General features: G+C 30.8%; 14 protein-coding genes. 9 read left to right on the top strand and 5 right to left on the bottom strand.

All coding sequences use genetic code 11. The features are described from left to right. Window positions 1-13: 13 nt before the first annotated feature. The 3 genes from galK to ACTG3V_RS03175 are packed head-to-tail and all read right to left on the bottom strand — an operon-like array spanning window position 14 to window position 3,064. Window positions 14-1,162, bottom strand: coding sequence for a galactokinase (gene galK, locus ACTG3V_RS03185; protein ID WP_439130686.1), 1,149 nt, complete (start codon window positions 1,160-1,162; stop codon window positions 14-16). Window positions 1,163-1,172: 10 nt separating this feature from the next. Further along, a complete protein-coding gene (locus ACTG3V_RS03180; protein ID WP_439130685.1) occupies window positions 1,173-2,063 on the bottom strand; it encodes an aldose 1-epimerase in 891 nt (296 codons plus the stop codon). A 2-nt stretch (window positions 2,064-2,065) separates the two neighbouring features. Further along, window positions 2,066-3,064, bottom strand: coding sequence for a GntR family transcriptional regulator (locus ACTG3V_RS03175; RefSeq protein ID WP_439130684.1), 999 nt, complete (start codon window positions 3,062-3,064; stop codon window positions 2,066-2,068). Between the two features lie 291 nt (window positions 3,065-3,355). On the opposite strand from ACTG3V_RS03175, the gene ACTG3V_RS03170 reads away from it, so the two are divergent. From ACTG3V_RS03170 to ACTG3V_RS03155, 4 genes are read left to right on the top strand one after another with little or no spacing between them, the layout of a single operon-like run. After that, on the top strand, window positions 3,356-4,306 hold the full coding sequence (locus tag ACTG3V_RS03170) for a formylglycine-generating enzyme family protein (protein WP_439130683.1): 951 nt from the start codon (window positions 3,356-3,358) through the stop codon (window positions 4,304-4,306). A gap of 22 nt (window positions 4,307-4,328) precedes the next feature. Continuing rightward, window positions 4,329-6,803 (top strand): TonB-dependent receptor domain-containing protein, encoded by a 2,475-nt coding sequence (locus ACTG3V_RS03165; RefSeq protein WP_439130682.1) that lies wholly within the window; start codon window positions 4,329-4,331, stop codon window positions 6,801-6,803. Window positions 6,804-6,850: 47 nt separating this feature from the next. After that, entirely contained in the window at window positions 6,851-7,216 is a 366-nt protein-coding gene (locus ACTG3V_RS03160; RefSeq protein ID WP_439130681.1) for a DUF2237 family protein, read from the top strand. After that, window positions 7,203-7,643 carry a hypothetical protein gene (locus tag ACTG3V_RS03155; RefSeq protein ID WP_439130680.1) on the top strand — a complete coding sequence of 147 codons (441 nt, stop codon included), beginning with the start codon at window positions 7,203-7,205 and terminating at the stop codon, window positions 7,641-7,643. Before ACTG3V_RS03160 ends, ACTG3V_RS03155 begins: the two co-directional genes overlap by 14 nt. 79 nt (window positions 7,644-7,722) lie before the next feature. On the opposite strand, the gene ACTG3V_RS03150 is transcribed toward ACTG3V_RS03155, so the two are convergent. Then, window positions 7,723-8,493 carry an alpha/beta fold hydrolase gene (locus ACTG3V_RS03150; RefSeq protein ID WP_439130679.1) on the bottom strand — a complete coding sequence of 257 codons (771 nt, stop codon included), beginning with the start codon at window positions 8,491-8,493 and terminating at the stop codon, window positions 7,723-7,725. A 101-nt stretch (window positions 8,494-8,594) separates the two neighbouring features. Then, window positions 8,595-9,308 carry a pyridoxine 5'-phosphate synthase gene (locus tag ACTG3V_RS03145; protein ID WP_439130678.1) on the bottom strand — a complete coding sequence of 238 codons (714 nt, stop codon included), beginning with the start codon at window positions 9,306-9,308 and terminating at the stop codon, window positions 8,595-8,597. Window positions 9,309-9,368: 60 nt separating this feature from the next. Between ACTG3V_RS03145 and ACTG3V_RS03140 the strand changes: the two genes are divergently transcribed. The 5 genes from ACTG3V_RS03140 (at window position 9,369) to bamA (ending at window position 15,096) form a co-directional block, all read left to right on the top strand. Next, a complete protein-coding gene (locus ACTG3V_RS03140; RefSeq protein WP_439130677.1) occupies window positions 9,369-10,028 on the top strand; it encodes a CBS domain-containing protein in 660 nt (219 codons plus the stop codon). Between the two features lie 98 nt (window positions 10,029-10,126). Further along, complete coding sequence (locus ACTG3V_RS03135; RefSeq protein WP_439130676.1) at window positions 10,127-11,026, top strand: NAD kinase; 900 nt, start codon at window positions 10,127-10,129, stop codon at window positions 11,024-11,026. A 106-nt stretch (window positions 11,027-11,132) separates the two neighbouring features. After that, window positions 11,133-11,810: a DUF6089 family protein gene (locus ACTG3V_RS03130; protein ID WP_439130675.1), complete on the top strand. Its 678-nt coding sequence runs from the start codon at window positions 11,133-11,135 to the stop codon at window positions 11,808-11,810. A 3-nt stretch (window positions 11,811-11,813) separates the two neighbouring features. Further along, a complete protein-coding gene (locus ACTG3V_RS03125; protein ID WP_439130674.1) occupies window positions 11,814-12,557 on the top strand; it encodes an isoprenyl transferase in 744 nt (247 codons plus the stop codon). Beyond that, entirely contained in the window at window positions 12,526-15,096 is a 2,571-nt protein-coding gene (gene bamA, locus ACTG3V_RS03120) for an outer membrane protein assembly factor BamA (RefSeq protein ID WP_439130673.1), read from the top strand. Before ACTG3V_RS03125 ends, bamA begins: the two co-directional genes overlap by 32 nt. Window positions 15,097-15,163: the final 67 nt, after the last annotated feature.

The raw sequence follows: 15,163 nt of genomic DNA, 5'->3' as shown, positions 1-15,163 counted from the left end.
TATCGCTTATTATTTACTGTACAACATGTGTTCCTTCTGCCAACTCGATAAAATATACAGAACACTCTTTATCAAATTTATTTTTGTAGGCCTTTGCTGCAGATTCCGCAAAAGCATTTGCTTCATTTTTTTCAATTAAATTAATGGTACAACCACCAAAGCCACCCCCCATCATTCTAGCTCCTAAAACACTTTTGTTTTTTTTGGCTTGATCTACTAAAAAATCTAACTCATTACAACTTACTTTATATTGATGCTGTAACCCATTGTGCGAACCGTAAATTAAAGCCCCTAATTTTTCTAAATCATTATCTTCGATAGCTTTAGCAGCTTTTTGAGTTCTTGCAATTTCTTGAATTACAAACAACGCTTTTTGATAGTTTTCTGGTGTTACTTTATCAATAATTTTCTCTAAATCTTCTTCTGATGCTTCTCGTAAAGTATCTACGCCTAATAATGTAGCAATACTCTCGCAGGCAGAACGTCGATCATTATATGCACTATCAGACAAACTGTGCTTTACATTGGTGTTGATTAAAATTAGTTGATGCTCTTTAAAATCAATTTCATAAGGTTTAGATTCAATAGTTCTACAATCTAACAATAATGCATTGTTTTTAATACCAAACATACTTGCGTATTGATCCATAATTCCACAGTTTACACCAACATAATTGTGTTCTGCTTTTTGAGAAATTAAAATCATTTCTGTTTTGGTTAATCCTAAATCGAACAATTCATTTAACCCAAAAACCACACTATTTTCTAAAGCTGCAGATGAAGACATCCCTGCACCTCCAGGAATATTACCTTTAAAGATGATGTTAAAATCGCCAACTACTTTATTTCTATTTTTAATTTCTGCAACCACCCCAAAAACGTAATTCTCCCAACTACCTTCTTTTGATGGTTTAAGTTTATCTAATTCAAACTCAATAGTACTCTCTAAATCTAATGCAATTGCAGTACAACAACCCTGATCACTTTTTTGAATAGCGGCTGCAATTCCTTTATCTACAGCTGCAGGAAAAACAAAACCTCCATTGTAATCTACATGTTCTCCAATAATATTTATTCTTCCAGGAGAAAAAATTAATATTGGCTCTGTCTCGAAAGTTTTAATAAACTTTTCCTTTACATCTTTAATTAATATTGCACTCATTAATTCCTGGTTATTCGTTGATTATTTTTACACTACATTTAAGTGAGTAATTTCTACGTGGTTCTAAAACTTTTAGGCCTATTTTATTATTAAAGCTATTAGAAATACCAGTCATGGGTTCTATAGCAATTACAGGAAAATCTTTAGGAGTATAAAGCTGTAAGAAACTATTTTCTGAGTTTTGCCTAATTTCTACTTTGTAATTAGGTGTTGTAAAACCAACTTTATTATCATTTAATACAAAACAATCGTCTAATTGTTTATTACTAATTTTAAAAACTTCAGGTGTTTTTTCTTCTTTAATTTCTTTTGTAATTAAATTTTTATCCAACACTACTTTTTTATCACTTTTAAAAGTTAAAAAGCTATTGTCGAAATCATCACAATTAAAATAAGGATGCCATCCTAAAGTAAAAGGAAAAGCATAAGAACCTGTATTTTGAATACTCATGCTTACATCTAATTTATCTTCAAATAGTGTATAGGTAACAGAGAAAAAGTATGGAAATGGGAAACCCTCACTTTTCTTTTTTTCAAAATAATTAAATGTAGCAAAACAACAATGCATGTGCTCTTCTGGTTCAAAAAGTTCAAAGGGTTTATTATGTACTAAACCATGTAAAGCATTATTGCCATCATTACAATTAAACTTATAGTCATATCCTTGAAAGTTGTACTCACCATTTTCAATTCTACTTGCAAATGGAAATAGTAGGGATGATGCATACGAAGTTGCATAATCGAAACCTTCTTGCTCTTTAATAAGATAAATATCGTTAAACTTTAATTCTTGTAATCGCGCACCTTGGTCAAGGTTAATTTTTGCTGATGTGGTTTTTGATGCGTTTACCAATTCAATAATACGCATTCCGTTTTCTTTGAGGGTGTTAATTTTATACACTTTTAGATAGATTTTCTTAAGATTAAACTACTTGGGTTTTCTATTTTTATACGTTGGTTATTTAAGATCATTTCTGCTAATTTCTGTCCCATTAAATTAAAATCAGTAGAAATTGCAGTTATACCATCTTCAACAACTTCTTTAAGAATGGTATCATTCACAGAAATTACACCAATATCTTTAGCTAAAATTAGTGTACTCTGTTTTACTTTTTTTATAAATCTTAACAGGTTTTTATCCTCTAAAAGCACATAGACTTCACCTTTTTGTAATACCCTATCTTTTAGAGATGATATGACTTCGGAAGTGATGTTATACTGATTGCAAAACTGTAAAAAGCCATTTAAAATTCCTTTTGGTTGTTTATCTTCCGAATATAACAAAATAATTTTTTTATACTTCAAAATTTTTGGTAAAACTGATGATAATCCTTTAAAAATATCTTTTTCGAAGTTCTGATAAATTGCAGGATATTTCTCTAAATCTTTATGCAACTGATCTAAAATATACACTTTATCATCGGGTAAATTTTGAATTACTTTTTCGGTATCCTTAAGATTCGCTGGCATAATTACATAATAACTGTAATCGCCAATATTATCATTAATTAGCTTCGCAAAAAGATCAGTATTAAAGTGATGAAAAAAAATATCTACTTGAATGTTTTTTGTTAAATTTTGAAGAAATGAATTGTATAAATCTTCTTTAAAAGAATTTAACTCATCAAAAAGTAAAAATATTTTTTGCTTTACAGCAATATCTTCGGTTGAAACATAATAGCCTTTACCAACTACAGAATAAATAATTCCACGATTTTTGAGCTCATTAAAAGCCATTAAAACAGTATCCCTAGAAAGTTTATGCTTGTTTTTAATTTTATTTAAAGATGGTAATTGATCTCCTTTTTTTAAAATGCCACTTGCTATTGCTTCCTCTATTGAAGCAATAATTTGTTTATACTTAGGCATTCCTGATTTATTTCGAAGAAAAATAATTTCCATAAAGCAAATGTACAATTTTTATTAATTAAATATACTAGTATGTACTAGTATAGTTTATTTTACAGAACATCACAAAATAAACAGTATATCAAAGCGTTTCGATCCCATAAATTATTACATTTACTGACCAAAAACATTTCAAACAATAGTATGATCTATTCTTATAAAAAAACATTTATTAATTTTACCTTAGTGTCTTTAGTCTTTCTTTTCACCACAATTAGTTGTAATAATCAAAAAGAAAAGCCCCTTAAAAGTAAATCAGAAAAAAACATAAAAGCTCCCAAAAATATGGTTTGGGTTAAAGGAAAAACCTTTTTAAGAGGAGCAAAAAAAGGTGATGTATTTGCTATGCGAAGAGAAAAACCCGCTCACAAAGTAACTGTTTCTGGTTTTTTTATTGATGCCACAGAAGTAACCAACAAGCAATTCAAAGATTTTGTTAAAGCCACAAATTACATTACTGTAGCAGAAAGAAAAATTGAATGGGAAGATATGAAAAATCAGCTTCCTCCTAATACTCCAAAACCCCACGATTCTATTTTACAGCCAGGCAGTTTAATTTTTAATAAAAATATTAATGCGGTTGTTAATATGAACAACTACACACAATGGTGGACTTGGAAAATTGGAGCAGACTGGAAACACCCATCTGGACCAGATTCTTCAATTGAAGGTAAAGAGAATTTCCCTGTAGTTCATATTGCTTTAGAGGATGCTTTGGCATATTGTAAATGGGCAAATAGACGCTTACCAACAGAAGCTGAGTGGGAAGCTGCTGCACAAGGAAGTAATAATAGCACTATTTATACTTGGGGAAATGACGCCTCTATTTTGAATAGTAATGCCAATACTTGGCAAGGAATTTTTCCAACAAAAAATGAATCTAAAGATGGTTTTGAGTTTATAGCTAGTGTAAAATCATATCCACCAAATAGTATAGGCATATATGATATGTTAGGGAATGTTTGGGAATTAACAGCCGATTTATTTAATGTAAATCACTACCAAGAATTAGATACTTCTCAGCCAATTTTAAACCCAAAAGGCGCAAAAAAATCATATAGCCCTAGTAATCCTTATCAAGTTGAGCATGTTATGAAGGGTGGTTCATTTTTATGCCATGATTCGTATTGTGCTAGTTTTAGAATATCTGCAAAAATGGGAGTTGCTATAGATTCAGGATCGGATCATATGGGTTTTAGAACAGTTGCCACTCCACAAATGTTAGCATCAGAATAAAAATTAGCATCAGCATATAAAAATGACAAGAAGTTTTAAAAAACACCTATTGGCCATAGTATTGTTGTCAATTAGCCAAACAATCGCTGCCCAAATTACAGGTACAGTTACAGATAAGGAAGACAACACACCCTTAGAGTATGCAACTGTTGCATTGTATAAACAATCTCCTAAAAAACTATTAACAGGGGTTGTTACCAATGCAAATGGTGTTTTCACTTTCGACAAACTTAAAAAAGGAAGCTACAGTATTGAAATTTCTTTTATTGGATATCAACCTAAAAAAATAGTAAGTATTATTTTTACTGGTGATAAAAAAGATTTAGGAACATTACAATTATCTTTAGGAAACACCTTAAACGAAGTTGTTATTACCACAGAAAGAGCTACTGTTGTTAGCAAAATTGACAAACAAGTTTTTGATGCCACTAAATTTCAAAATAGCCAAGGAGGTTCTGGTACTGATGTTATTAGAAACTTGCCTTCGGTTTCTATCAATGGAACTGGAGACATTTCTGTTCGAGGAACTACAGGTTTTGTAGTTTTATTAAATGGAAAACCAGTTCAGGGAAATCCTGCTACAATTTTGAATCAACTACCAGCTAATGCCATTGATAAAGTAGAAGTAATAACAGCCCCATCAGCCAAATTTGATCCTGAAGGAAAAGCTGGTATTCTAAATATTTTTACCAAAAAAGGCGCTTTAAACGGAACTTTTGCACAAATAAATACAAGAATTGGTGCACCTTCTATTGAAGATTATAACAATTCTGAAAGTGCAAAACGTTATGGAATTGATGCTACTTACAATTACAGAAAAGACAAATGGAACTTTTCTTTAGGCGCAAGCTATCAAAGAAATGATAAATCTGGAAGACGCGAAGGGGATGTTTTTACCATTATTAACGATATAAAAACAAGTTTCCCTTCTGATGGAGAGCGTTCTTTTGATGAAGAAAATTATAGTGGAAACATCACTTTAGACTACACTCCGAATGAAAATAACGAATTTTCTTTAGGTTTCTTTGCAGGAAAAAGAAGCAAAGACAGAAGAGCAGATATTGTATACTTTGATAATAATGCTGTACAACCAGCCAATAGCAATGATAGGTTATACACCTTTCAATACTTTAATGAAAACTTACGTATTCGAAAAAGTGATTTTGCTTTAGGTAGCTTTGATTATACTCATAAATTCGCTGATAAATCTAAACTTTCAGCATCATTACTGTATGAATACACGTTATTAGGTGGGCCAACAACCAATAGAAATTTAGGGTTTCCTGATACAACTCAAATCATTCAAGATGAATTTAACACAAACGACAATCCTCTTTTTGGAACATTATTTCGTGTAGATTATGAGTTTGCTAATTTTTCTTTCGGAAAATTAGAAACAGGTTACCAATATCGTTTTTTAGATCATCAAGGAGATTTTTTATATACCAGAAGAAATAACACAACAGGAGTTTTTGCAACTGTTCCTGAATTTACAAGTGAAATTGATTTGAAAAGAACCTTGCATTCTAGTTACATCAACTTAACCAACAAAAAAGAAAAATGGCAATATGCTGCTGGGGTTCGTTTAGAAAAAATGGATCGAGAATTAACTTTACAAGGAGCAGATCAATTAACACCAGAAGTAATTCTTTTTGATTATTTACAATTATTTCCATCTGCCAGTGTTGAATATTCACTCGAAAATAAAACCAAATTAAAAGCAGCCTACAGCAGAAGAGTACAGCGAACAACCACTTTTAAAATGAATCCTTTTCGTGAAAGAGAACACTCTGAAACCTTAGAGCAAGGTGACAAAAACTTAAAGCCAGAATTTGTAGATTTGGTTGAAATCAGAGTTTCTAAACGTTACAAAAAAGGAAATTCAGTATATGCAACTGCTTATTATAGAAATGTAAAAAACCTGGTAAATAGAGTAAACAAAGTATTTAACGACACCATTCTAGATAGAATCTATTCAAATGTTGGTAGAGGAAAATCTTTAGGTTTAGAACTCGGTGCGCAATTAAAACCAACAGAAAAATGGAGTAATTTTATTGGTGCTAATATTTTCAATTTTGATATTGATGGCGCTTATAATGGTGATAAAATTGAAACAAATGCTACCCAATATTCCATCAATATAAATTCTACCTATCAATTTAATACTACTACTTCTTTACAATTTACGTTAAATTATTTATCAAATAGAGTTACAGCACAAGGTGAAGATTCTAGGTTTTATTCGCCAAATCTAACCTTTCGAAAAACATTTTACAACAATAGATTAGCAGCTACTTTACAATGGCAGCATATGGATTTAGGCTTGTTAGATACCAATGAGCAAAGAATTACAACATCTAAACCAGGATCTTTTTTTACCACCACCAATTATGTGTATGAGGTTGATATGATCACATTAAACTTGTCTTATAATTTTAATTCTAATAAAAATAAATCAAAGTTTATTAAGAGTGAGTTTGGAGCTAAGGAGTTTTAAAACCTAACATTTCGTATCTTTATATTTTTAGTTAAAACTAGTTTATTTTGGAATTAAATGTATTTAACAATCCTTTACAATCTTGTTGCACAAGCCCAGCAACCGGATATTTTAGAGATGGATTTTGCAGAACTGTTTCTGAAGATGTTGGCACGCATACAGTTTGTGCAATCGTTACCCAAGAATTTTTGAGTTATTCAGCAGCTAAAGGAAATGATTTAATGACACCTATTCCGCAATGGAATTTTCCAGGATTAAAACCAGGAGACAAATGGTGTTTATGCATTTCTAGATGGTTAGAGGCTGAAAAAGCAGGGAAAGCACCTCCAATTATTTTGGAAGCTACTCATCTTAAAACTTTACAATACACCACTTTAGAATTACTTCAAAAATATCAATATGTTGGAAGTTAGTCATTTTAACATCTCACAAATACAACTAATTGTAGATTTTGGTTTGGTAGTTTTAATCTGGATGGTTCAGTTAATTGTGTATCCCAGTTTCTTGTTTTTCGATGCTAAAAACTTAATTTCTTGGCATCAAAAATATACGAAACGTATCACTGTTATTGTAGCTCCATTAATGGTTGTACAGTTAGCAATTGCTCTCTTAGATGTGTACTTAGGCCTTAGTACTGCCACAATTATTACTTTGTGTATTGTTGTTTTGCTATGGGTTTTTACATTTTTAAGTTTTGCACCTGTTCACTTTAAAATATCAAAAGGAACACACTCTCAGAAACTATTAAAACAACTAATATTAAGAAATTGGTTTCGTACCTTATTATGGTCTATACTCTTTCTTTATCATTTTTTAGGTAATCTGATTTTTTTAAAATAAAGTTAGAAGTTATCAATTGTGTTTTAGACACTAATAAAGCATCAATTATTTTCAAGAATAATCAATAAATTGAAATAACTTAATTTAAAAAACTACAAACTTCTGTATAAAAATCTTTAGGATTTTCAGCATGCAACCAGTGCCCGGAATTTGCTATTTCAACTACTTTGTTATTAGGAAAATGCTTATCGATAATTAAATGTTCTTCTAAAACAATGTAACCCGATTTTTCTCCTTTTAAAAATAAAGTTTCCTTGCTAAATGATGTATTTTGTGGTAACGATTTTCCAACTTCATCGTTATTTTCAGTCAAAGATTTTAAATTAAATCGAAAACCTAACAAGCCTTTTTCTTTCCAGTATACGTTTTTCATCAAAAATTGACGAATGCCTAATTCAGGTATATAAGATGATAGTTGTTTATCAACCAATTTTCTTGAATTTTGAATCGAAAAATCAACAGAATTTAAGCCTGCTAAAATTGCATTATGATGAGGTTCATAAGCTTTTGGAGAAATATCAACAATAATTAATTTATCGACTAAATTAGGATACGTAACCGCAAATAGCATCGCTGTTTTACCTCCCATAGAATGACCAATTAAAAACACATTTTCTAACTGATGATGATCAATGTAATTGTACAAATCTTCTGCTAAAAGTTGGTAATTAAAATCATCTGTATGAAAACTACGCCCATGATTTCTTTGGTCTATTAAATGCACTTGATAATCTTCTGCAAACTGATTGCCTAATGTTTTCCAATTATCAGACATCCCAAAATAACCGTGCAAAATCAATAACGGTTTCCCTTCTCCTTTTATAGTTGAGTGTAAAATTTGATTAGACATTTATATTGTTTGATTATTAGATTATTAGATTTATCAACAGCTCAAAAAAGTTTTTTATTGATGGCAAGTTTAACCGAATACTGATGCCTGAAAACTGCCTACTATTTAAGTCGGTGCAAATACATGCTCACCACATTTTCTAAACCTAAATATAAACTTTCTGCAATTAAGGCGTGACCAATAGAAACCTCAGCTAAATTTGGTATATTATCTTTAAAAAAATTAATATTCTCTAAATTCAAATCATGACCAGCATTAATTCCTAAACCCAATTCGTGCGCTAAAATAGCGGCCTCTGTGTATGGCTTTACAGCCTTTTTGTTGCCTTTTTCAAACTCGCTTGCAAAATGCTCTGTATACAATTCTATTCTATTTGTTCCTGTTTTTGCAGCTGCCTCTATCAATTTTTTGTCGGTATCAATAAAAATTGAAGTTCTAATTCCGTTTTGTTGAAATTCAGCAATTACCTCTTGTAAAAAAGATTGATGTGTAATTGTATCCCAACCTGCATTGGATGTAATTGCATCTACAGCATCTGGCACCAAAGTTACTTGTGTAGGTTTAGTTTCTAACACTAAATCCATAAAAGATTTTATCGGATTTCCTTCAATATTAAATTCGGTAGTAACCGTATTTTTTAAATCTCGAGCATCTTGATAACGTATATGACGTTCATCTGGCCTAGGATGAATGGTAATACCTTGGCCTCCAAAATTTTCAATATCTGAAGCTACTTTTAACAAATTTGGCACATTACCCCCTCTAGAATTGCGTAAAGTTGCAATTTTGTTAATATTTACACTTAACTTTGTCATGGTCTAAAATTAGCTTGCAAAGATAATTTATTAAATCATTTTATCCTATATTCGTAGAGTATGAATATTAACGATTACATATTAAAAGAGATTAAAACTTTTCATTTAAAAGACAAGGTTAAAAAAGGGCAAAATCTTTTTAAGAACTACCCTATTACCCATTTTCCTGTAGTTGAAGAAGGTAGATTATTAGGTTCTTTTGCTGAAGATGACATACAAACTATTGAAAATAATGAAGCTGAATTAGGTGCTTATTCGCATTTACTAAATTCTTTTTTTGCTGATGAAAAAGCAACAGTTTTAGAATTATTAAAGATTTTTGCTGATAATGACACCACCATAATACCTGTTTTAAATAAAGATAAAAATTACATAGGGTATTATGATTTGTGTGATGTTTTAGATGTTTTTTCTACAAGCCCATTTATGATAGAGCAAAGCGAAACACTCATCATAGAAAAACTAGCTTTAGAGTATTCTATGAGTGAGGTAACTCAAATTGTAGAAGCCAATGGCGCAAAATTATTAGGGCTTTACATCTCTTCACAACAAGATAGTTTTGTACAAATAACCCTAAAAATTGTTTCTGATGAAGTAAACGAAATCATTCAAACCTTTAGGCGTTATGATTATAAAATAGTTTCTACTCATGAAAATGATATTTATTTAGAAGATTTGAAAAACAGGTCAGAATATTTGCAAAAATACCTAGAAATGTAGTTGATGAGTTGGATGTTGGAAGTTGGAAGTTGGAAGTTGGAAGTTGGAAGTTGGATGTTGGATGTTGGAAGTTAAATGATAAAAAATAAAAGAGTAAAGTGAAAAAAGTTGCAATTTACGGTCAGTCTTATTCAATTTCAGCAGAAAAGGAAATTCAAATTTTACTTAAAGTTCTTGAGGAAAATAATATTGTTAGTTTTATAGAAAAAGAATTTTACGACTTATTAATAGCAGGCAATATTTTAGATAAAAAATACCCAACATTTTCTCATTTTAACGATTTAAACGCTTCTTTCGAAACCTTATTTACTTTAGGAGGTGATGGTACAATTTTGAGAGCAGTAACTTATATTAGAAATTTAGACATTCCTATTTTGGGTATTAACACTGGTAGATTGGGTTTTTTGGCAACCATCAATAAAAAAACAATTAGAGAAAGTATAAACCTTATTTTAAAAGGAGAATATACCATTCAAAAAAGAACATTATTAGAAGTAGCAACATCACCCAAAACAGCAGAATTTAGTGAGTTAAATTTTGCTTTAAATGAAGTTACCATCGCCAGAAAAAACACAACATCTATGATTGGTGTTAAAACAAGTTTAAACAACGAATATTTAACCAATTATTGGGCAGATGGTTTAATTATTGCAACCCCAACAGGCTCTACAGGTTATTCTTTAAGTTGTAATGGCCCTGTAATTTCGCCAGACTCTAAAAATGTAATTATCACTCCAATTGCACCACATAATTTAAATGCAAGACCTATGGTTATTTCAGATGAAACCAGCATCCAATTAACTATAGATTCTAGAGAAAAAGACTTCTTAATTTCATTAGATTCTAGAATAACCTCAGTAACAAAAAACACAGCAATTTTTATTAAAAAAGCTAATTTTACCGTAAAAACAATTATCCCAAATAATCAATCATTTTTACAAACATTACGTACCAAATTGTTATGGGGAGAAGATACACGAAACGAAACCAACTTATAATCTATACATTACAATAAAACACCAAAAAAATAGTTATTCAAAAAAGACCGAATATTAACTTTATAAAGCAAATTGAATTGCCTATATTTGCTCGCTATTTTTTAGGATGAAAAAACAAATATTAATAATAGTTTTTGTATGTTTTGCTAGTGTTTTATCTGGCCAAGTTTATGAAGTAGGAGTGTTTTTAGGAGGCTCTAATTACATTGGAGATATTGGTAGCACCAATTACATTTACCCAAATAAACCTGCTGGAGCTGTTTTTTTTAAATATAACAAAAATCCTAGAATAGCCTATAGAGCAACTTACAGTTTTTTACCTATTACAGGAAACGATTTGGAGGCTGATACAGATTTTAAACAAAATAGAGGTTTACGTTTTACTAACACTATACACGAATTGGCAGTAGGAATAGAATATAATTTTTATGAATATGATTTATCTACACCAGGTAAAACATGGACACCTTATATTACACTAGACCTTGCTGCATTCAATTACAACTATATTGTTGCAGAACCAACACCTAATCAATACGAATACGATACCAAAAACGCAATTACCATTCCTTTTGGTATTGGTTACAAATCTAAATTATTAGGTAATCTTGCTTTTGCTGTTGAAACAAAATTTAGATACTCATTTGCTGATGATTTAGATTACACCACAGAAAAAATTGCTGATTTAAATTTTGGCGGAACTGGTAATGATTGGTATACCTTTACAGGAATTTCTTTAATTTACACTTTTGGAAGACCACCATGTTACACCACAGGATTTTAATATATGGATAAAAAACTACGTATCGATTTACAAAGAGTACCAAAACACGTGGCCATTATTATGGATGGCAATGGACGTTGGGCTAAAGGTAAAGGTATGAGTCGTGTTTTTGGCCATAGAAACGCGTTAACTGCGGTAAGACAATCTATTGAGGCTGCTGCAGAAATTGGTACAGAAGCCATTACCCTATATGCATTTTCTACTGAAAATTGGAATAGACCAGCAGGTGAAGTTAAAGCTTTAATGACACTTTTAATTAACTCATTAAACAACGAATTAAAAACTTTTCAAGAAAACCAAGTTAAAGTAAATGCTATTGGAAACATAAAAAGTTTACCAGAAAAAGCACAAAATACCTTAGCTAGTGTTATTGAAAAAACTAAAAATAATGATAGAATTGTATTAACACTTGCTTTAAGCTATGGAGCAAGAGAAGAAATTGTTAATGCAATCAAAAACATATCTAAAAAAGTTGTTAATAAAGAACTTGATTTAGAAAAAATAGACGAAAATACTATTAATAACCATTTATATACATTTAATTTGCCCAATGTTGATTTGATGATAAGAACTAGTGGAGAAAAACGTATCAGCAATTTCTTATTATGGCAAATGGCGTATGCCGAATTATATTTTACAGATGTACTTTGGCCAGATTTTAGACAAGAACATTTCTATGATGCCATCATAGATTATCAGAATAGAGAAAGACGATTTGGAAAAACAAGCGAACAAATTACAGAATAAATTATCTATTAATTTAATTTCTGCTACAGTAGTGCTCATAGCACTATTTTTTACTTTTAATGCAACTGCACAATCTAAAAAAGACACTGTTTCTAATGCTAATCTTTCTTTTGAAAAAGGCAAAGAATACATTCTAGGAGGCATTTCAGTAACTGGCCTAAGAAAATTTAGCGAAGAAACTGTAAAAGTTTTTACAGGTTTAAGAAATGGACAACCTATTAAATTACCTGGTGACAAACTAACAAGCGCCATTAAAAAACTATATGAAAGTAAGCAATTTAGCAATGTAGATGTTTATTTAGCTAAAGTTGATGGAAACACTGTGTATCTTCAGTTTGATGTACAAGAACTGCCGCAATTAAATGAAGTTAAGATTTCGGGTATAAAAAAATCAAAAGCTAAAGAACTAAAAAAAGAGGCAGAGTTAAAAACAGGTGCAATGGTTACAGATAACTTAGTGGTAACCACAAAAAACTACTTCACAAAAAAATATACTGATAAAGGGTTTTTAAAAACTAAAGTAAATCTTGATGTAAAAAAAGACACTTCAGATATCAATGCTGTAAATATGAACGTATTTATAGACAAAGGGTCTAAAATTAAAATTAAATACATTTTTTTTAATGGTAATAAAGCGCTTTCCGATAAAAAGCTACGAAAAGCAATGAAAAATACCAAACAAAAATTTGTTGGTCGTTTCTGGAAAGGATCTAAATACATCGAAGAAGACTACCAAGAAGACTTAGAAGAAATTATAAAAACCTATAGCAGACTGGGCTATAGAGATGCTCGTATTTTAAGTGAAGGTATTACATGGAATGAAGATAACACCATAAACATTACCATTGATTTAGAAGAAGGTAAGCAATACCGCTTTTCAGAAATACTGTTTGTAGGTAATAAAGAATATACAGATGACCAGTTAAGAAAGGTTTTAAAAATTGAAAACGGAGATGTTTACAATGGTGAAGTTCTTAAAGAAAGAGTAAAAGGAGATGGCTCTCCAACTTCAGAAGATTTATCTACCCTATACCAAGACAGTGGCTTTCTATTTTCTCAAGTAAATGCTGTTGAAACTAAAGTTGAAAACGACTCGATAACTGTAGAAATTAGAATTCGAGAAGATGAAAAAGCACGAATTAAAAAAGTTACAGTTTCTGGAAACGACAAAACCAACGATCACGTAATTTTCAGAGAATTACGAGTTAAACCTGGTGATTTATTTAGTAGAAGTAACATTATTAGATCTATTAGAGAAATTGGGCAATTGGGCTTCTTTGACCAAAATGTTACTCCAGATGTGATTCCTGATTATGGTAATAAAACTGCTGACATTAATTTTAATGTGGTAGAAAAAGGTGGTAGCCAAATCGAATTACAAGGTGGTTATGGAGGTGGAGCTTTTATTGGTACCTTAGGGCTATCTTTTAACAATTTCTCTATCAAAAATTTATTTAATAAAGATGCATATAAACCTTTACCAATGGGTGATGGTCAAAATTTAGCCTTACGTTTACAAACCAGTAGAACGTTTAGCACCTACAGTTTCTCTTTTACAGAACCTTGGTTAGGAGGTAGAAAACCTCAATCGTTATCTTTTTCTGTGTATCAATCAAAGCAATTTCAATTAAATCCACAAACTTTTGATGTGGATAGAACTAGAAGTTTAGCAATAACAGGTGCCTCTGTTGGTTTAGGGAAACGTTTAAAATGGCCAGATGATTATTTTCAATTATCGCAATCTATCAGTTATCAAAGCTTTCAATTAAACGATTATGGTTTTAGAGTAGGTGGCAATATTTTAAGTAATGGTACACTTAATAATTTATCTTATAGTGCAACATTATCAAGAAACTCAGCAGGACCTAGTCTAATTTTTCCAACCTACGGATCTGAGTTTACATTTGGTGTAAAGGCTACTTTCCCATATTCTTTAGTAAACAATAAAGATTATTCAATACCTGATGGAATATCAGAGGCTGAAGCAAGCGCAAAAATAGCAGATAACTACAAATGGTTAGAATATTATAAATTAAGTTTAAAAGGGAAATGGTATACCTCTTTTACAGATAAATTAGTATTGATGACGAATGCTGAAATGGGGTATTTGGGTTATTATAATTCTGATGTTGGTCTTTCTCCTTTTGAACGTTATTTTGTGGGTGGTGATGGTATTGCTGTTTTTCAATTAGATGGTAGAGAAGTTGTAGGTTTAAGAGGTTATGAAAACAATCAATTATCACCTTTAGAAGGAGGATCTATTTATAATAAATTTCAGTTGGAATTAAGATATTCTATTACAGATGCACCCTCTGCTTCTATATACACTTTAGGATTTTTAGAAGCTGGTAACTCTTATAACAATTTTGAGACATTTAATCCGTTTAATTTAAAACGTTCAGCTGGTGTTGGAGTTCGTATTTTTATGCCTGCCTTTGGTTTATTAGGTATAGATTTTGCGCACGGGTTTGATCCTTTACCAGGGTTTACCGAAAAATCTGGCTGGCAAACACATTTTATTATCGGAAGACAATTCTAGGAAAACTGTACATTTGTAATGTCGAAAGTTTTTTTGGCACGGTTTTTTCTAAATACAATATACAAAT

Source organism: Polaribacter sp., from assembly GCF_965660385.1.
Taxonomy (GTDB): domain Bacteria; phylum Bacteroidota; class Bacteroidia; order Flavobacteriales; family Flavobacteriaceae; genus Polaribacter.
This window is presented reverse-complemented; position numbering and strand designations above follow the sequence as displayed.

Excerpts from the sequence above, each read along its gene's own strand:
- galK (WP_439130686.1), bottom strand. The coding sequence starts at position 1,162 with ATGAGTGCAATATTAATTAAAGATGTAAAGGAAAAGTTTATTAAAACT.
- ACTG3V_RS03125 (WP_439130674.1), top strand. The coding sequence starts at position 11,814 with ATGGATAAAAAACTACGTATCGATTTACAAAGAGTACCAAAACACGTG.
- ACTG3V_RS03165 (WP_439130682.1), top strand. The coding sequence starts at position 4,329 with ATGACAAGAAGTTTTAAAAAACACCTATTGGCCATAGTATTGTTGTCA.
- ACTG3V_RS03130 (WP_439130675.1), top strand. The coding sequence starts at position 11,133 with ATGAAAAAACAAATATTAATAATAGTTTTTGTATGTTTTGCTAGTGTT.
- ACTG3V_RS03155 (WP_439130680.1), top strand. The coding sequence starts at position 7,203 with ATGTTGGAAGTTAGTCATTTTAACATCTCACAAATACAACTAATTGTA.
- ACTG3V_RS03170 (WP_439130683.1), top strand. The coding sequence starts at position 3,356 with ATGGTTTGGGTTAAAGGAAAAACCTTTTTAAGAGGAGCAAAAAAAGGT.
- ACTG3V_RS03140 (WP_439130677.1), top strand. The coding sequence starts at position 9,369 with ATGAATATTAACGATTACATATTAAAAGAGATTAAAACTTTTCATTTA.
- ACTG3V_RS03145 (WP_439130678.1), bottom strand. The coding sequence starts at position 9,308 with ATGACAAAGTTAAGTGTAAATATTAACAAAATTGCAACTTTACGCAAT.
- ACTG3V_RS03150 (WP_439130679.1), bottom strand. The coding sequence starts at position 8,493 with ATGTCTAATCAAATTTTACACTCAACTATAAAAGGAGAAGGGAAACCG.
- ACTG3V_RS03175 (WP_439130684.1), bottom strand. The coding sequence starts at position 3,064 with ATGGAAATTATTTTTCTTCGAAATAAATCAGGAATGCCTAAGTATAAA.